Below are 15,075 nucleotides of genomic sequence, written 5' to 3'. Positions count from 1 at the left end.
GCTCCGTTACTGGTTGACGACTGCGACGATGTCTTCCTCGCGCAGCACGAGAAACTCGGTGCCGTCCAGCTTGACGGCCTGGCCCGCGTACTTGCCGAACAGCACGCGCTCGCCGACCTGCAGGTCGGGCACGATGCGCTGGCCGTCCGCATCCTTGCGGCCGGGGCCAACGGCGATCACTTCACCCTGGTCGGGTTTTTCCGCGGCGCTGTCGGGGATCACGATGCCCGACGCGGTGGTGGTTTCCTGGTCGAGTCGCTTCACGATCACGCGGTCGTGCAAGGGGCGTAGGCTCATAGGTTCGTCCTGTGCTGTTCTGTCGAGATTGGCTGGCACTCTTTGGAAGAGAGTGCTGACGAGTATAAAAATGCGCGGCGGCGCGATCCAATAACGGATTCGGAAATGCATTCGCGCCGGCGTGCAAAGCGCGCGGCGCGCGTTACCGCGACACGGCCTGCTGCGCGGCGGGCGTGCAGACCGGGTGGATCGTCTCGCCGGCAAGCACGCGCTTCACGAACGGGATCGAATCGGCGAGCGACGCGTTCACGGTGCCGTTGTGTTCGCGGCCCGCATACAGGTGCGCTTCGACGGTCGTGCCCGCCGCGCACGCGTCCTTCGCGAGCGCGAGTTCGAGCGGCGCGAGCCCGTCGTCCGCGCCCGCGCCGATGAAGACGGGCGTCGCGATCTTCAGCGTCGGGTACGTCAGGTACGCGTCCCACCACGCTTTCAGCCGGGCATCGCCGCCGGGCTTCACGGTGTTCACATGCGTGAGGTGCGCGAGCGCCGCATCGTCCTCGAGCGACGCGAGGCAACCGATGCGCGCCTGTTCGAGGATCGGCAACGCCTGGTCGGTCAGCACTTCGTCGGCGCGCAGCGACGGGTCGATCTGCTGGGCGGAGAGCACCGAGTAGAACTCGTACGCGAGTGTCGGATCGACGCGCTCGGGATCGCGCCGGTAGGCACTGTCGAACTTCGGCAGCGACGCGAGCGTGGCGGGCGATGCGTTGTAGATCGTCCCGGTGGCGACGGTCGCGCGGATCGCGAGTTCGGGCGCATACGCGGGCGCGTAGCCGGCCGCCGCGAACACGGCCGAGCCGCCCTGCGACTGGCCGACGAGCACGACCTCGTTCGCGAGACCCGGCACGCCGCCGAGTACCGCGCGCACGCTGTCGAGCAGCGTGTAGCTGTTCGAGCGGTTGTTGAGCTGCGGATTCGGGCCCGGCGTGCCGAGCCCCTGATAGTCGGTCGCGACGACGGCGAACCCCTGCTGAAGCCACGCGTTCAGGTAGCGCACGTCGCGATACGAGCGGCCGAACCACGACGGCGCGCAGATGTCGGCCATCCCGAACGTGCCGTGCGCCCACGCGACGATCGGCCAGCCGCCGGCGGGCGGCGTGCCGCGCGGCACGAACAGCGCACCCGACACGGCGATCGGCGTGTGACCGCCGACACCGTCGGTCGACGCATAGAGGATCCGCAACTGGCGCGCCGCGCTCGCGAGCCCGAGCGTCGCGGGCAGCGGCTCGGTGCGCAGCAGCGCGCCGGGCGTCGCCGGAATGTCGCGGTCCCACGTGTAGAACGCGGACACGCGGCCGTCGCCCTGCAGCGGGTCGGGCGCGGGAACGCGGCCGGGCGAAGCCGCGTGCGAGAGGAAAGACGATACGGCGAGCGCCGAAGCCAGCAGTGCGCGCGCGGCGCAGCCGCGCAGGGGGAGGAGCGTCATGGTCGGATGGAGGTCGATGAGATCGGATCGGAAGCGCCGGACGGTGCATGGCGCGGGCCGAGCACGACGCAAGTTTCGAACCAGCGCATCTGTTGCATGTGCGGCGCGCGGCGCGACGGGCCGTTGCGTCGTACCGCGTGTGCCGCACGCATGCGCCGGCTGCGCGTCGCGCAGCAATCCGGGCCGGCGGGCTGTTGCTCCCGCAACAAAGGCCGGTGCACGGATCGTGCCGTGTGCATCGTGCATGACCGGCCCGCACCGCGGCGCGGGCGTTCGATGCGGGCGCGCCCGGCTGGCACGATTGCTGCTGATCCGGTCGGCGTGTGTCGCGACGTTGCGTTGCGATTCCCTCCGTCCACCCGATCAAGGAAACCATCCTCATGTCCGTTACCCCAACCATCGACAGCGGCGAACTCGTGGCATTCGTCGAGCGTGCCACGCGCGAATTCACGCAGGCCGCACGCGTGCTGAAGGACACGCGCACGCTGTCCGCGACCAACACGTTCCAGGCGTTCCAGCGCGTGCCGGGCACCGAGCTCGTCGTCGCGCTGTCGGCGCCGAGCCCGTGGGCCGCCTCGCAGGAAATCCAGCCGGTCGTCGTGACGTTCGACGGCGACGTGCTGCATGGCGACGCACGCGCGGGCGGCAACGGGCCGCGTTATGCGGACGTGTTCCGCGAGGCGCCGGACGTCGGTGTCGTGATCCACGTGCACGGCCCGTATCTCGGCGCATGGGCGAGCGCGCATCGCCCGCTGCCGATCCGCTATGCGCCGGCTGCGCGCTACACGCGCGCCCGCGAGATTCCGGTGTACGTCGATCGTCGTCCCGGCGAGCCGCGTTTCATCGTCGACACGATCCGCCGCGACCCCGAGGTACCGGCGATCATCGAGGCGAACGGCGGTGCAACCTTCTGGGGAAAATCGATCCTCGACGTGTCGAAGTACATCCTGATCCTCGAGGAAGCCGCGTATTTCCAGGCGCTCGCGGAGCCGCTCGGCGGCTCGCTCGAGTTCGGGCCGGGCGCGCTCGAGCAGCAATGGAAGATGACCGGTCTCGCGTGACATCGCGTGAGCTCGCGCGGCGGCCGGCGCAATCCGGCCGCCGTCATACCGATAGCTCGATGAATTGGTTCATCCCCGGCGCGCGCCTTGCTATCGTCGAACCTTCCCCGTTCAACACGCCGGTCGTGCCATGGCCATCTTCAGTTTGCCGGACCCGAATTCGCATGCGATCACGATCCGTGCGAAGGCGCTGACGTTCGACGATCCCAAATCGCGGGTGCTGCTCGAGCGCATCCAGCTCGTCGCGCCGAGCGACGCGACCGTGCTCGTCACCGGCGAGAGCGGCACCGGCAAGGAGCTGATCGCGCGCCTCGTGCACTCGCTGAGCGAGCGCCATGACGGCCCGTTCGTGGCGGTCAACTGCGGCGCATTCTCCGAGACGCTGATCGAAAGCGAGCTGTTCGGCCACGAACGCGGCGCGTTTACCGGCGCGATCAACAGCCAGCCCGGCTGGTTCGAATCCGCGAATCGCGGCACGCTGTTCCTGGACGAGGTGGGCGACCTGCCGCTGTCCGCGCAGGTCAAGCTGCTGCGTGTGCTGCAGGAGCGCGAGGTGACGCCGGTCGGCTCGCGCAAGACCGTGAAGATCGACGTGCGGCTCGTCGCGGCGACCAACGTGAATCTCGAAGCCGCGGTGCGCGCCGGCAATTTCCGCGAGGATCTTTACTACCGGCTCAACGTCGTGAAGCTGAGCCTGCTGCCGCTGCGCGAGCGCCTCGGCGACATCGCGCCGCTGATCGAACACTTCATCGACACCTATGCGAAGCGGCTGCGCGTCGCCGCGCCGACGCTCACGGACGCCGCGCGCGCACGGCTGCACGCGCACGCGTGGCCGGGCAATATCCGCGAACTCGAGAACGTGATCCACCACGCGGTGCTGATCTGTGCGGGTGGCGCGATCGATGTGGGCGACCTGCAGTTCTCCGCGCTGTCGCTCGCGCCCGATGCCGACGACCCGCGCGCCCCGGCGGTGGCACCGCCGCGCCGTGCGCGCGACGTGGCCGAGGCGACCGACGCGCTGCGCCATGCGGTGATCGAGCTGCTGGATCTCGGCACGCCGTCGCTCTGGCAGCACATCGAGGACACCGTCTACCGCAGCGTGTTCGAGTACAGCGAGCACAACCAGCTGCGCATGTCGCGCCTGCTCGACCAGTCGCGCAACATCGTGCGTGCGCGGCTCGCGCAGCTCGGCATCCTGAAGCCGCGCGACGCGGGTGACGGAGGAGACGCCGACGCGCGGCTGCGCCGTCAGGCGTGATCGCGCCAGCGCAGCGCGCGCTGCGCGATCCGCTCGCATAGCGCACTCATGCCGACGGCGAGCGCCGTCACCCCCAGCACGCAGACCAGCAGCACGTCGGCGCGCGCACCGGCCTGCGCGTTCTGCATCAGGCTGCCGACCCCCGCGCCCGCGTTGAACAGCAGCTCGCTGCTGGTCGCGGTGATCCACGCGAACGGCACGGCTTGCAGCACGCCCGCGAACAGGTCGGGCAGCGCGCCGGGAATCAGCACGTCGCGCCACAGGCCGATACGCGTCAGGCGATATGACTGCGCGAGTTCGACGTAGCGCGGATCGACGCGGCGCAGCCCGTCGAAGCTGGCGGTGGTCATCGGGTAGAACGCGGCGAGGGCGATGATGAGCACCTTCGCGAATTCGCCGGTGCCGGCCCACAGGCTCAGCAGCGGAATCAGCCCGAGCAGCGGCACGTAGCGCAGTGCCTGGAACGCCGGCTCGCCGAGCTTGCGCGCGAGCGTCGAGCGCGCCATCGCCGCGCCGAATACAAGCCCGAACGCGACGCCGAAGCCCAACCCGAGCGTCGTGCGGCGCAGGCTCGCGCCGAGATCGGTCGCGAGTTCGCCGCTGCGGGCGAGTTCGACCAGCGCGGCGCCCACCTGCTGCAACGGCACGAACGCGTATTGATGGGCCGCGTCGCCGGACGACGCGAACTGCCATGCGGCCACCAGCAGGGCCGGCACGACGAAGCCGCGCGCGCGGCGGCGCAGCGGGGCGAGCGAGAGAGAGCGTATGGCGAGCGTCATTTCGAAGCGTATCCAGTCAGGTCAGTGCGACGGCGCTTGCCAGCGCAATGCGTAGCGTTGCACGAGCGCGATCGACCGGTCGATCGCGAAGCCGATCAGCCCGATCACCGCGACGTCGATGAGCACGACATCGAGCCGCAGCATCTGCCGCGCGAGTTCCATCATCTGGCCGATCCCGCTGTCGGCGCTGAGCAGCTCGACCGCGACGAGCGCGAGCCACGCGCGCGCAAGCGCGATCCGCACGCCGGTCAGCAGCGGCGGCAGCGCGGCCGGCAGCAGCACGTCGCGCAGCAGCGCGAAGCGGCCGAGCCCGTAGTGACGTGCCATCTCGACGAGGTCGCGCGGCGCGTCGTGCACGCCCGTGTACGCGGCCAGCGCGACCGGGAAGAACACGGCCTTGCCGACGACGACGAGCTTCAGCGGCTCGTCGACGCCGATCAGCAGGATCAGCAGCGGAATCAGCGTGAGCGTCGGCACCTGCCGCAGCAGGTCGAACGTCGGCCGCAGGTAGTCGGAGAACAGCCGGCTGCGCGCCAGCAGGATGCCGAACGCGGCTCCGCCCGCCGCGCCGATCGCGAACCCGAGCGCGAGACGATGCAGCGTGATCACCAGGTTGTCGCGCAGTTCGCCGGTGTCGAGCAGGGTGCGCAGCGTCGCCGCGAGCCGGCCGGGCGGCACGACGAGCTGCGGCGGGAACCAGCGCTGCGCGCTCGCGAGCCACCACAGCGTGGCGAACGCGACGGGCGTGGCCCACCACAGCGCGAGCCCGCCGAGCCGCGCGATGCCGGGCAGGCGGATCGCGCGTGCGCCGTTCGACGCGAGGGCGTGCATCGGCATCAGCGGCTCGCGACGCGCGCCGTGTCTGCGCGCCAGTAGCCGTCGAGCCCGAGCTGCTTGAGCGCGGTCGCGACGAACGTCGGCGCGAGCAGCGCGTTCACGTCGACCGGCGCGGACGTCAGGCCGGCCTGGCGGCTGTACGCGACGACGTCGCGGTAGTGGCCGGTCAGCGCGGGCGTGAAGAGCGGCGTCCATTGCTCCTTCCACGGCGTCGATTCGTCCGCGTATTCGCGGCGCACGACGCTTTCCGGCTGGCCGGACGCGCTCAGGATCTTCACGTACGCATCGCGGTTCTGCGGCTGCGAGATCCAGTGCGCGGCACGCACGTAGGCGGTCGCGACGAGCTGCGTGATGTCGGGGTAGCGCCGCACGAAATCGTCGGATGCCCACAGTTCCGCGCGCATCTTCCAGTCGTCGGGCGCGGTCTTGGTCGACCAGATGATCTTGCCGACGTTCTTGTCGACGAGCGAATACGCGTCGGACAGCGTGAAGAAGCCGTCGACGCGGCCGGCCGCGACCGCTGCCGCACCGGCCTGCGGGTCGAGGTTGTAGATCCTGAAGTCGGACAGCTTCAGCCCGTTCTCGGCGAGCAGCTTGCTGAACGTGACTTCCCACGGCCGGCCGCGATTGAGCGCGATGCGCTTGCCTTTCAGGTCGACGATCGACTTCGCGCTCGAGCCGGCCGGCACGACGAGATACGTATTGCTGCCGACCCCGCCCGGCACGATCAGACGCGTATGCGTGCCCGATGCGTTGACGACGACCGAGGGCAGGTCGCCGTAGCCCGCGAAGTCGATGCTGCCGTTCGTGAACGCCTCGTTGACGAGCGTGCCGACCGCCGCGGTCGACACCGGTACCCATTGCAGCTTCACGTGCCGCGCGGCGAGCGCCTTCTCGAGCGACTTGTCGGCGTCGATCAGCGCGGAGGCGCCCGCGTACTGCGTCTTGCCGCCGCCCGAATAGGCGACGACGGCGATTCGCACCACCTTGGGCGCATCGTCCGCGTGCGCGGCCGGTGCGGCGAGCGATGCCGCGGCAAGCGGCAGCGCGGCGAACAGCGCACGCAGCGGGCGGCGCAGCGAAGCTAGGGAGAGCGTGTGTTTCATGATGGTCGGGATCAGTGGGCGGAAATGAGGCTCACGCGGGGGCTCACTCAGTGGCTCACGCGCGTTTCTGCCGCGACGGCCGCAGCACGTCGGCGAGCGGGCGCGGGTCGATCCAGTCGGCGACGTCGAAGTCGGCTTCCAGAAAACCCCGGTCGTGCAGGAATGTCTTGAAGTCGTCGAGCGCCGCGACGGATTCGTCGTCGAGGTTGACGCCGAGGTGCCGGTGCAGCTGGTTGCCGTACGCGGCGCGGACCCAGTCGATCGACGACGCGGTTTCGCCGGCCACGTAGTGCGCGGTTTCGTCGGGATGCGTGCCGGCCCATTCGCCGGCCGCGACCACGAGCTTCAGGAAGCCGGCGACGATGTCCGGATGGTTCGCGAGCACGTCCGCGTTGACGGTCAGCGGGCGCGGCGTGCCGTTGTTGTTGCGGATCGAGCGCTCCGGATGAAAGCCGATGTCGATCACGACATGCGCGCCGATCAGCTGCGCGATCTCGAGGCCGGTCGAGCCCTTCACGTAGATCGCGTCGACCTCGCCGCGCAGCAGTGCGCCGGCTTCGGCCGCGTACAGCGCGCGGCTCGAGAAGCCGTGCGGCGACGCGAACAGGTCCGCCGCGCGCGCCGGCCCGACGGCCTGCAGCGTGCGTGCATGCACGTCGACGAGTTCGACGTCGGCGGTGGTCAGCCCGTCGAGGCTCAGCGCGTTGACGAAGCCGCGCAGCGCCGACGCGCGAAAGATGTCGATGCGGTCGTCGGGGCGGCTCGGGATCGCGACGCGGCGCCCGCGCAACGCCTTCACGGAGCGGATGCCCGACTCGGGCCGCGCGAGGATCAACTGCGATTCGTCGACCCACGACAGCCCGATCACGCGCGTGTTCGCGCCGTTCGAGCGCGCCCACATCGCGGGGATGCTGCCGCCCTGGCGAAACGACTGCGCCAGCGTGTGGTCGCTGATCGACGACACGTCGTGCCGCGTGGCGCCGCGCGGCGAGCGGATCGCGACGCCGTCGGCCGACGTCTCGCCGTTGAGCCAGCCGAGATGCACGGCGATGCCGAGCGGGGTCGGCACGGGCGATCGGGCGTACCAGAACGTCTGCTGCTTGTCCGATGACGAATCGGGCCTGTCTGTCATGTGTGAGATTCCCTCTCTGCGTAAGCATGGTCGAAGCGCGGTCGCGCGCGGTGCCGCTCGGTGTCGGTGCGCACGCGCGGGCCGGTCAGCGTTGCAAGTTCCGGGCCAGTGAACGGAAACGGCGCGGCCGCACGCGGTGCGGGCGTCGCGCGGAAAGGGCGATGCGTGTGTCGACGCATGGCCTGTTGCGCCAGCAACAGTCGCGTGGGCCGCTGTTGCGCGCGCAGCAGCGGTGCGGCCGATGCAGCAGCACGGCACGGGCCTGTCGCGACCGTGCCGGCCACGGCCGGGCGGGTGCGATCCGGTTGCCGTCGACGCCCGGCGTGCAAGGCGCCGCGCAGGTTTGCAGGCGGCCGCGCAGGTGCCGCGTCGGGCAGGTTGGCACACCGCGTGCTTTACAGCGCAGCACACGGGCGGCACGGCGATGCCGCACGCAATCCGAATGGCCCGACCAGGAGAATCCCGATGGCTGTTGAATTTCTGTGGCGCCTGCCGATGCATGGCGACGGCAGGCGCGCACACGACCTGCATACACGCGGCGAATGGAACCGCCAGCGCGGATCGCGCGTCGCGCCGAAAGTCGACGACGACGAATTCGGCTACATCGACTATCTGTCGCAGGTCGCGCGCGCGGCCGATATCGCCGGCTTCCACGGCGCGCTGATCCCGATCTTCCGCTTCACGGAGGAGCCGTGGGTCGTGGCGGCCGCGCTGGCGCGCGAGACGCGCCGGCTGCGGCTCCTGATCGCGCTGCAGCCGCATTTCGTGCATCCCGTCTACGCGGCGCAGATGGCCGCGAGCCTGCAGCGGATCAGCCGTGGCCGCGTGGAGTGGAACGTCGTCACGGGCGGCGGCGGCCCCGACCAGCGCGCGTACGGCGACTTCATCGATCACGACAGCCGTTATGCGCGCACGGACGAGTTCCTCGACGTCGTGAAGGGTGTCGCGGCCGGCGAGCCGTTCACGTTCGACGGACGCTTCTACCGCGTCGAAGGCGGCGGCCTGCTGCCGCCGCTGAGCGGCCAGAAACCGCCGCGCATCTACCTGGCCGGCGCGAGCGATGCCGCGCTCGCGGTTGCCGCGAAGCATGGCGACGTGCACCTGAGCTGGGGCGAGCCGCTCGCGAAACAGAAGGAGGTGATCGATGCGGCCCGCCGCGCGCTCGATCGCCAGAACGCCGAGCGCGACCTGCGCTTCGGCATGCGCATCGACATCCTGGCGCGCGAGACCGAGGAGCAGGCGTGGGCCGAGTTGCGGCAGATGTTCGCGACGGTGGGCGACGCGACGCGCAACGGCTTCGGCGGGCGCGGCGAGTCGTCGGAATCGGTCGGTGCCAAACGCCAGTTCGCGCTGCACCAGGGCAACACGCAGCACTTCGACGACCTGATCGTCGGCCCGAACCTGTGGGCCGGGATGTCGCAGATTCGCGGCGGCCCCGGCTGCGTGATCGTCGGCAGCCACGAGCAGGTGGCCGAGCGGCTCGCGGAATACGTCGACATCGGCGTGTCGACGTTCATCCTCGCGAGCAACCCGCATCTCGAGGAGGCGTACCGCGTGGGCGAGGAAGTGCTGCCGCTCGTCGACGGCGCGCTGAACGCGCGCGGCACGCAGGCGGCGCTGCGCGTGGCCGGCGCATGAGCGCAACGGCATCCCCCCGCATTCCAACGACAAGGACATTCACCATGACGACACTCGCTGCGCAGGCCACGGCCCGCGACGCACTCTGGTACACGCGCTGCCCGGTGCCGACCGCGCTCGGCATCGCCGTGCACCGCGGCTGGTTCGACGAGGAGTTCGGGCCGGACGGCATCGCGCTGCATTCGCTGCAGGAAACGGCCGACGCCGGCAAGCGCGAATCGCACTTCGATCACAGCCTCCCGTCCTCGTTCCGGCAGGGCGGCAACATTCCGGCGCTGTGGGCGCGGGCACGCGGCGCCGATACGCGCGTGATCGGCCTGTCGTGGACCAACGAGTTCCAGGCGATCGTCACGCTGCCCGATCGCGGCATCCGCACCGCGCGCGATCTGCGCGGCCGGCGGCTCGGGTTGCCGCGCCATCCGATCAGCATCGACTTCTGGCGCGCGGCCGCGCTGAAAGGTTTCCTGAGCGCGCTCGAACTGGAAGGGCTCGGGCACGGCGACGCCGAATGGGTCGACCTGCCCGACGAACGCGAACGCCGCACCGGGCCGGCATCGTTTACGCGCGGCCCGCACGAGTACGGGATCGAGATCGCGGCGCTCGTGCGCGGCGAGGTCGACGCGGTGTTCGTGAAAGGAGTCGAAGGGCTCGAAACCGTGCACCTGATCGACGCGCAGGTGGTCATCGATCTCGGCGCGCACCCCGATCCGCTGGTGCGGATCGGCAACGGCACGCCGCGCACGCTGACCGTCGATCGCGCACTGATCGACGCGCGCCCCGATCTCGTGAGCCGCTTCCTGTCGGTCGTGGTGGGCGCGGGCGACTGGGCCGCGCGTCATCCGGCGGAGACGGTGGCCTATATCGGCCGCGAAACGCGCGCGTCCGACGAATGGGTGCGCTATGCGTACGGCGCGGACGTGCACCGCCATCTGGAGACGGGGCTCGCGCAGACGTCGATCGACGGGCTGGTGGCGTTCAAGGACTTCCTCGTCGAGTGGGGTTTTCTCGAACAGGATTTCGATGCGCGCGCATGGATCGACCCGGCGCCGTTCACGCGCATCGACCGGCAACGCCATGCGTGGGTCGCGTAGCGCGCCGCGGCGCGTCATTGCAAGGAGTCGAGCATGACAGGTCTGACGATCGAATACGGCGTGCCGCCGGCGCGCCGGCATGCGGCACGTGCGGCGCCGCGCACGGGCGCGGGTGTGGCCGCCGCGGTGGCTGCTGCATGGCCGCCGTCGGCTTCGCCTGCCGCACGGCCGGATGCGCGCGCGGCGAAGCCGGGGCGGTGGCGCGTCACGGGTGCGATTGCACTTGCCGTAGCGGCGCTGCATGCGGGCGTCGCGCTGCTGGCCGCACGCGCTCCCGCCGCGCCGCCCGTGCAGCCGCCGCGGCCGCTGCCGATGACGGTCGAACTGACGCGGCCGCCCGAACCGTTGCCGCAGGCCGCGCATCCGCCGCCACCGGTGCCGCCGAAGCCGCAGCAGCCGCTGAAGCAGGCGCCGACCCCGCCGAAGTCGCGTGCGGCCGTCGCGCATCCGGCGCCTGCGCCGGCTGCCGCGCAGCCTGTCACACGCGAGGCGGCACCCGCGCCGACGGCACCGGCCGTAGCCGCACAGGCCGCACCGTCTCCCGCACCCGCCGCGCCGGCGGCGCCCGTGCGTGAAACCGCGCCGATCGGCGACGCGGCCTACCTGCGCAACCCGGCGCCCGACTACCCGGCCTTTGCGCAGGACCAGGGCTGGGAAGGGCGCGTCGTGCTGCGCGTGCACGTGCTCGCGAACGGCACGCCCGATGCCGTCGACGTCCGCACGAGCAGCGGCCGCCGCATGCTCGACAACGCAGCGGTGGCCGCCGTGAAGCGCTGGACGTTCGTGCCCGCGAAGCGCGGCGACGAAGCGGTCGACGGCTGGGTCAATGTGCCGATCGATTTCAAGCTGGGCTGACCGACCGGGCGGCCCGCCACATTTTTCAAGGAACTCACATCATGAACGGTATCCCGACCACCTTCATCGTCCAGGGCGCGCTCTGGCTGCTCGTCGTCTTTTCCGTCGTCACGTGGACGCTGATCGTCGTGAAGGCGATCCAGAGCCTGCGTGCGAGCGCACGCAACCGGCATTACACGCGCGCGTTCTGGGCCGCGAACAGTTTCCACGAGGCGGCCGCGCTCGACGGCGCCGACAGCCCCGTGGGCGAACTCGCCGCGACGGGCTTCGACGCGCTGCGCCGCGCCGACGAAAGCAGCGCGCACGATCTCGAACACAGCTGGAGCCGCCACGACCTGCTCGAACGCCATCTGCGCCAGCAGATCCACAACGCGCGCCGGCGCGCGGAAGCGGGGCTCGCCGTGCTCGCGTCGATCGGCAGCACCGCGCCGTTCGTCGGCCTGTTCGGCACCGTGTTCGGCATCATCCATGCGCTGACCGCGATCACGCACAGTGCGTCGGCGAGCATCGATGTGGTCGCGGGGCCGATCGGCGAGGCGCTGGTCGCGACCGGGATCGGCATCGCGGTCGCGGTGCCGGCCGTGCTCGCGTACAACTTCTTCGTGCGCCGCGTGAAGGCCGCGTCGGCCGATCTCGATGCGTTCGCAACCGATTTCGTCACGCTCGCGCAGAAGGCCGGTTTCCGCGTGCCGCCCGCCGCCACCGCGCCCGCGCCGGCACGCCGTGCCGACGGCGCCCGTCAGGAGGCGTTCGCATAATGGCCTTCTCGTCCTCTTCCGACAACGACGACGTGCTCAGTGAAATCAACATCACGCCGCTCGTCGACGTGATGCTCGTGCTGCTCGTCGCGTTCATCGTCACGGCGCCGCTGCTCAACAACGCGGTGCACGTGAACCTGCCGAACACCGTCGCCACGGCGCCGGCCGACCGCAAGCCGAACGTCACCGTGAGCGTCGACGACAAGGGCGTCGTGTATCTCGACAAGCGCGCGGTCGCGCTCGCCGCGGTGCCGGCCGAGCTCGCCGCGCTGAAGGCCGGCCGGCCCGACGTCGCGCTCGACCTGCAGGCCGACGAGCACGTGCCGTACGGCACCGTCGCGAAGCTGATGGCCGCGATCGAGCATGCGGGCATCACGCGGCTGTCGGTGCTCACCGCGCCGCGCGGCTGACGCGCGGTTCACGACTCCTTTTCCGAACGCATCCATGAGCATCACGGCTTCCCATCACGTCCAGTCGATCTGGTACACGCGCTGTCCGGTGCCGACGCCGCTCGGCATCGCCGCGCATCTCGGCTGGCTCGACAGCGAGTTCGCCGGCGACGGCATCACCGTCCGCGCGCTGCAGGAGAGCCAGCACGCGGCGCTGCATCGCGCGCACGTCGATCATTCGCTCGACAACACGTTCCGGCAGGGCGGCAGCATTCCCGCGCTGTGGGCGCGCGCCTCCGGCGCCGATACCCGGGTGGTCGCGCTGACCTGGGTCGACGAGGCGCAGGCGATCGTCGCGTTGCCGGAAACCGGCCTGAAGCGGCCGAGGGACCTGCGCGGGCGCCGCATCGGGCTGCCGCGCCGCGACGGCGAACGTATCGACATCTTCCGCGCGGCTGCGCTGCGCGGCTTCGTCAGCGCGCTGTCGCTCGACGGGCTCGGCCCCGCCGACGTCGAATGGGTCGACGTGCCCGCTTCAAACCTGCGCGCGCCCGTGTCGACGCCGCTGACGCGCGACGCGGCATTCAGCCATCCGTCGAGCCTGTCCAGCCGGCGCCTTTATGCGGCCGAAGCGGCCGCGCTCGTGCGCGGCGAGGTCGACGCGATCTACGTGAAGGGGTCGCTCGGGCTCGAGACCGCACACCTGATCGGCGCGCAGCCGGTCGTCGACATCGGCTTTCATCCCGATCCGCAGATCCGCATCAACAACGGCTCGCCTCGGCCGCTGACCGTCAATGCGTCGACGCTCGAACGCCATCCCGACATCGTTCGCCGCTTCCTCGCGCGCGTGACCGACGTCGAAGGCTGGGCGCGCGAGCACGAGCAGGAAGTGCTCGGCTATCTCGGCCGCGAGACGGGATCGGGTCACGACTGGCTGCGGCTCGCGTACGGCACCGACGTGCACCGGCGGCTGCGCACGGATCTCGACGAAGCGTCGATCGCCGCGCTCGACGATTTCAAGCGCTTCCTCGTCGAATGGCGGTTCCTGCCTGCGGACTTCGACGTGCGCGCGTGGATCGACCGGCGCGCGCTCGACGGCATCGCACCGCTGTCTCGCGACGCCGCGCGGTGAGCGCGCCGGCACGCGTCGCCGACGCATGGCGGCGCGAGCGCTTCACCGGCGGTTTCATGCTGCTGGCGCTCGCGAGCGGCACGACGATCAGCATGGCGCAGCTCGCGACGACGTTGTATGCGCTCGCGCTCGGCGTCGACAGCGCGCGGCTCGGCATCATCGCCGCGATGGAGCCGCTCGGCATCGCGCTGATGACGCTGCCGGCCGGGCTGCTCGTCGCGCGCTACGGCGCGCGGCGCGTGTACTTCGCCGCGAGCATGGGGCCGATGCTGCTCAACCTCGTCGTGCCGTATACCGGCGCATGGCCGCTGATCGCGCTCACGCAAGTGCTGATCGGGCTGTGCATCCCGTTCCGGATCGTATCCATCAACGGCGTGTTTCTCGCGCGTCTCGCGCAGATCGGCCTCGCGCGCGCCGGCTGGTACCGCGCGGCGATGTCGGTCGGAACCGGCATGGTCGGGCCGTGGCTCGCGAGCTGGCTGATCGGCGCGCATGGCGCGGTCGGGACGTTCTGCGCGGCGTCGGCGAGCTTCGCGGGCATGGCGCTGTTCAGCCGGACGCTGCTCGGCGACGCCGAGGCCGTGCCGCGCGGCGCCCAACCGGAAACCGGCGGCCTGCGCGCGTTGCTGGCGCTCGCATGGAATCACGACGTGCGCGAGCAACTCGTGCTGGAGGCCGTGAACAGTGCGACGCGTTCGCTTGCCGGCGCGTATACGGTCGTGCTCGCGATCCAGTCGCTCGGGTTGTCCCAGGCGCACGCCGTCGCGCTGCTGACGTTGCAGGGCGTGGTCGCGGTGATCGCGCTGTTCGGGCTCGGCCATGTCGCGCAGCGGCTGAGCGCGCGCCGTTGCCACGGGCTCAGCCTGGCCGGTGCCGTGGCCGGCCTGCTCGCGCTTGGGCTCGCCCGTGACGCGTGGATCGTCGGCGCGGGGCTCGCCGCGCTGTGCGCCGGCTCGTCGCTGCTGCATCTCGTCAACATGCAGCGCCTCGGCCGTCACCCGGCGGACAAGAGCCAGGTGTCGAGCCTGTACAACCTCGCGTCGATGACGGGCGCGTTCTGCGGCCCGCTGGCCGGCAGTGCGCTCGTGCCGGCCGTCGGGTTGCAGGCCGTGTTTCTGTGCTGGCTGCCCGTCGTCGTGCTGGTCGCGTGCGCGTTGCGCGTCGCACACGGGCGGCGCGATGCGTCGCAGCCCGTGACTGCAAAGCTCTCCTGACCACCATCGGAGCGGGTGTCTCGCGATCCGGCAGTGTTGCGTGACAAGCAGTTTGCTTCCGTTCACAGATGCGCATGCAGCAACGCGCACCCCGCATACCTG

At 70.6% G+C, this 15,075-nt stretch carries 15 protein-coding genes; 9 read left to right on the top strand and 6 right to left on the bottom strand.

Annotated elements, in window-relative coordinates; translation table 11 throughout:
• Nucleotides 1-6 precede the first annotated feature (6 nt).
• Together groES and APZ15_RS21735 are read right to left on the bottom strand one after the other, a co-directional pair.
• A complete protein-coding gene (gene groES, locus APZ15_RS21740; protein WP_027790739.1) occupies nt 7-297 on the bottom strand; it encodes a co-chaperone GroES in 291 nt (96 codons plus the stop codon).
• Between the two features lie 142 nt (nt 298-439).
• Nucleotides 440-1,723, bottom strand: coding sequence for a lipase family protein (locus APZ15_RS21735; RefSeq protein WP_027790740.1), 1,284 nt, complete (start codon nt 1,721-1,723; stop codon nt 440-442).
• A gap of 380 nt (nt 1,724-2,103) precedes the next feature.
• Between APZ15_RS21735 and APZ15_RS21730 the strand changes: the two genes are divergently transcribed.
• Together APZ15_RS21730 and APZ15_RS21725 are read left to right on the top strand one after the other, a co-directional pair.
• The gene (locus tag APZ15_RS21730) at nt 2,104-2,784 is read left to right on the top strand and encodes a class II aldolase/adducin family protein (protein ID WP_027790741.1); all 681 of its coding nucleotides are present in this window, start codon (nt 2,104-2,106) and stop codon (nt 2,782-2,784) included.
• 130 nt (nt 2,785-2,914) lie between these two features.
• Nucleotides 2,915-4,042, top strand: coding sequence for a sigma-54 interaction domain-containing protein (locus APZ15_RS21725; protein ID WP_027790742.1), 1,128 nt, complete (start codon nt 2,915-2,917; stop codon nt 4,040-4,042).
• Here the strand turns inward: APZ15_RS21725 and APZ15_RS21720 are convergent.
• From APZ15_RS21720 to APZ15_RS21705, 4 genes are read right to left on the bottom strand one after another with little or no spacing between them, the layout of a single operon-like run.
• Complete coding sequence (locus tag APZ15_RS21720) at nt 4,033-4,821, bottom strand: ABC transporter permease (protein WP_027790743.1); 789 nt, start codon at nt 4,819-4,821, stop codon at nt 4,033-4,035. The genes APZ15_RS21725 and APZ15_RS21720 overlap by 10 nt on opposite strands.
• A gap of 21 nt (nt 4,822-4,842) precedes the next feature.
• Nucleotides 4,843-5,658: an ABC transporter permease gene (locus APZ15_RS21715; RefSeq protein ID WP_027790744.1), complete on the bottom strand. Its 816-nt coding sequence runs from the start codon at nt 5,656-5,658 to the stop codon at nt 4,843-4,845.
• Nucleotides 5,658-6,764, bottom strand: coding sequence for a PhnD/SsuA/transferrin family substrate-binding protein (locus APZ15_RS21710; RefSeq protein WP_027790745.1), 1,107 nt, complete (start codon nt 6,762-6,764; stop codon nt 5,658-5,660). Before APZ15_RS21710 ends, APZ15_RS21715 begins: the two co-directional genes overlap by 1 nt.
• A gap of 55 nt (nt 6,765-6,819) precedes the next feature.
• Entirely contained in the window at nt 6,820-7,896 is a 1,077-nt protein-coding gene (locus APZ15_RS21705; RefSeq protein WP_027790746.1) for an ABC transporter substrate-binding protein, read from the bottom strand.
• A gap of 465 nt (nt 7,897-8,361) precedes the next feature.
• Here APZ15_RS21705 and APZ15_RS21700 point away from each other — a divergent pair, with 465 nt between their 5' ends.
• Genes APZ15_RS21700 through APZ15_RS21670 form a run of 7 tightly spaced genes read left to right on the top strand, consistent with a single transcriptional unit; the run spans nt 8,362 to nt 14,973 of the window.
• Nucleotides 8,362-9,534, top strand: coding sequence for an LLM class flavin-dependent oxidoreductase (locus tag APZ15_RS21700; protein WP_027790747.1), 1,173 nt, complete (start codon nt 8,362-8,364; stop codon nt 9,532-9,534).
• 44 nt (nt 9,535-9,578) lie between these two features.
• The gene (locus APZ15_RS21695) at nt 9,579-10,625 is read left to right on the top strand and encodes an ABC transporter substrate-binding protein (protein WP_027790748.1); all 1,047 of its coding nucleotides are present in this window, start codon (nt 9,579-9,581) and stop codon (nt 10,623-10,625) included.
• Between the two features lie 33 nt (nt 10,626-10,658).
• Nucleotides 10,659-11,480 (top strand): energy transducer TonB, encoded by an 822-nt coding sequence (locus APZ15_RS21690; protein WP_027790749.1) that lies wholly within the window; start codon nt 10,659-10,661, stop codon nt 11,478-11,480.
• A gap of 41 nt (nt 11,481-11,521) precedes the next feature.
• On the top strand, nt 11,522-12,238 hold the full coding sequence (locus APZ15_RS21685) for a MotA/TolQ/ExbB proton channel family protein (RefSeq protein WP_027790750.1): 717 nt from the start codon (nt 11,522-11,524) through the stop codon (nt 12,236-12,238).
• On the top strand, nt 12,238-12,648 hold the full coding sequence (locus APZ15_RS21680; protein ID WP_009694203.1) for an ExbD/TolR family protein: 411 nt from the start codon (nt 12,238-12,240) through the stop codon (nt 12,646-12,648). The genes APZ15_RS21685 and APZ15_RS21680 overlap by 1 nt, the downstream gene beginning before the upstream one ends.
• Nucleotides 12,649-12,682: 34 nt before the next feature.
• A complete protein-coding gene (locus APZ15_RS21675) occupies nt 12,683-13,759 on the top strand; it encodes an ABC transporter substrate-binding protein (RefSeq protein ID WP_027790751.1) in 1,077 nt (358 codons plus the stop codon).
• Nucleotides 13,756-14,973 carry an MFS transporter gene (locus APZ15_RS21670; protein WP_027790752.1) on the top strand — a complete coding sequence of 406 codons (1,218 nt, stop codon included), beginning with the start codon at nt 13,756-13,758 and terminating at the stop codon, nt 14,971-14,973. The genes APZ15_RS21675 and APZ15_RS21670 overlap by 4 nt, the downstream gene beginning before the upstream one ends.
• Nucleotides 14,974-15,075: the final 102 nt, after the last annotated feature.

It is taken from the genome of Burkholderia cepacia ATCC 25416 (genome assembly GCF_001411495.1).
Taxonomy (GTDB): domain Bacteria; phylum Pseudomonadota; class Gammaproteobacteria; order Burkholderiales; family Burkholderiaceae; genus Burkholderia; species Burkholderia cepacia.
The sequence above is the reverse complement of the archived record's forward strand: the minus strand, read 5'-3'. Positions and strand labels throughout refer to the sequence as shown.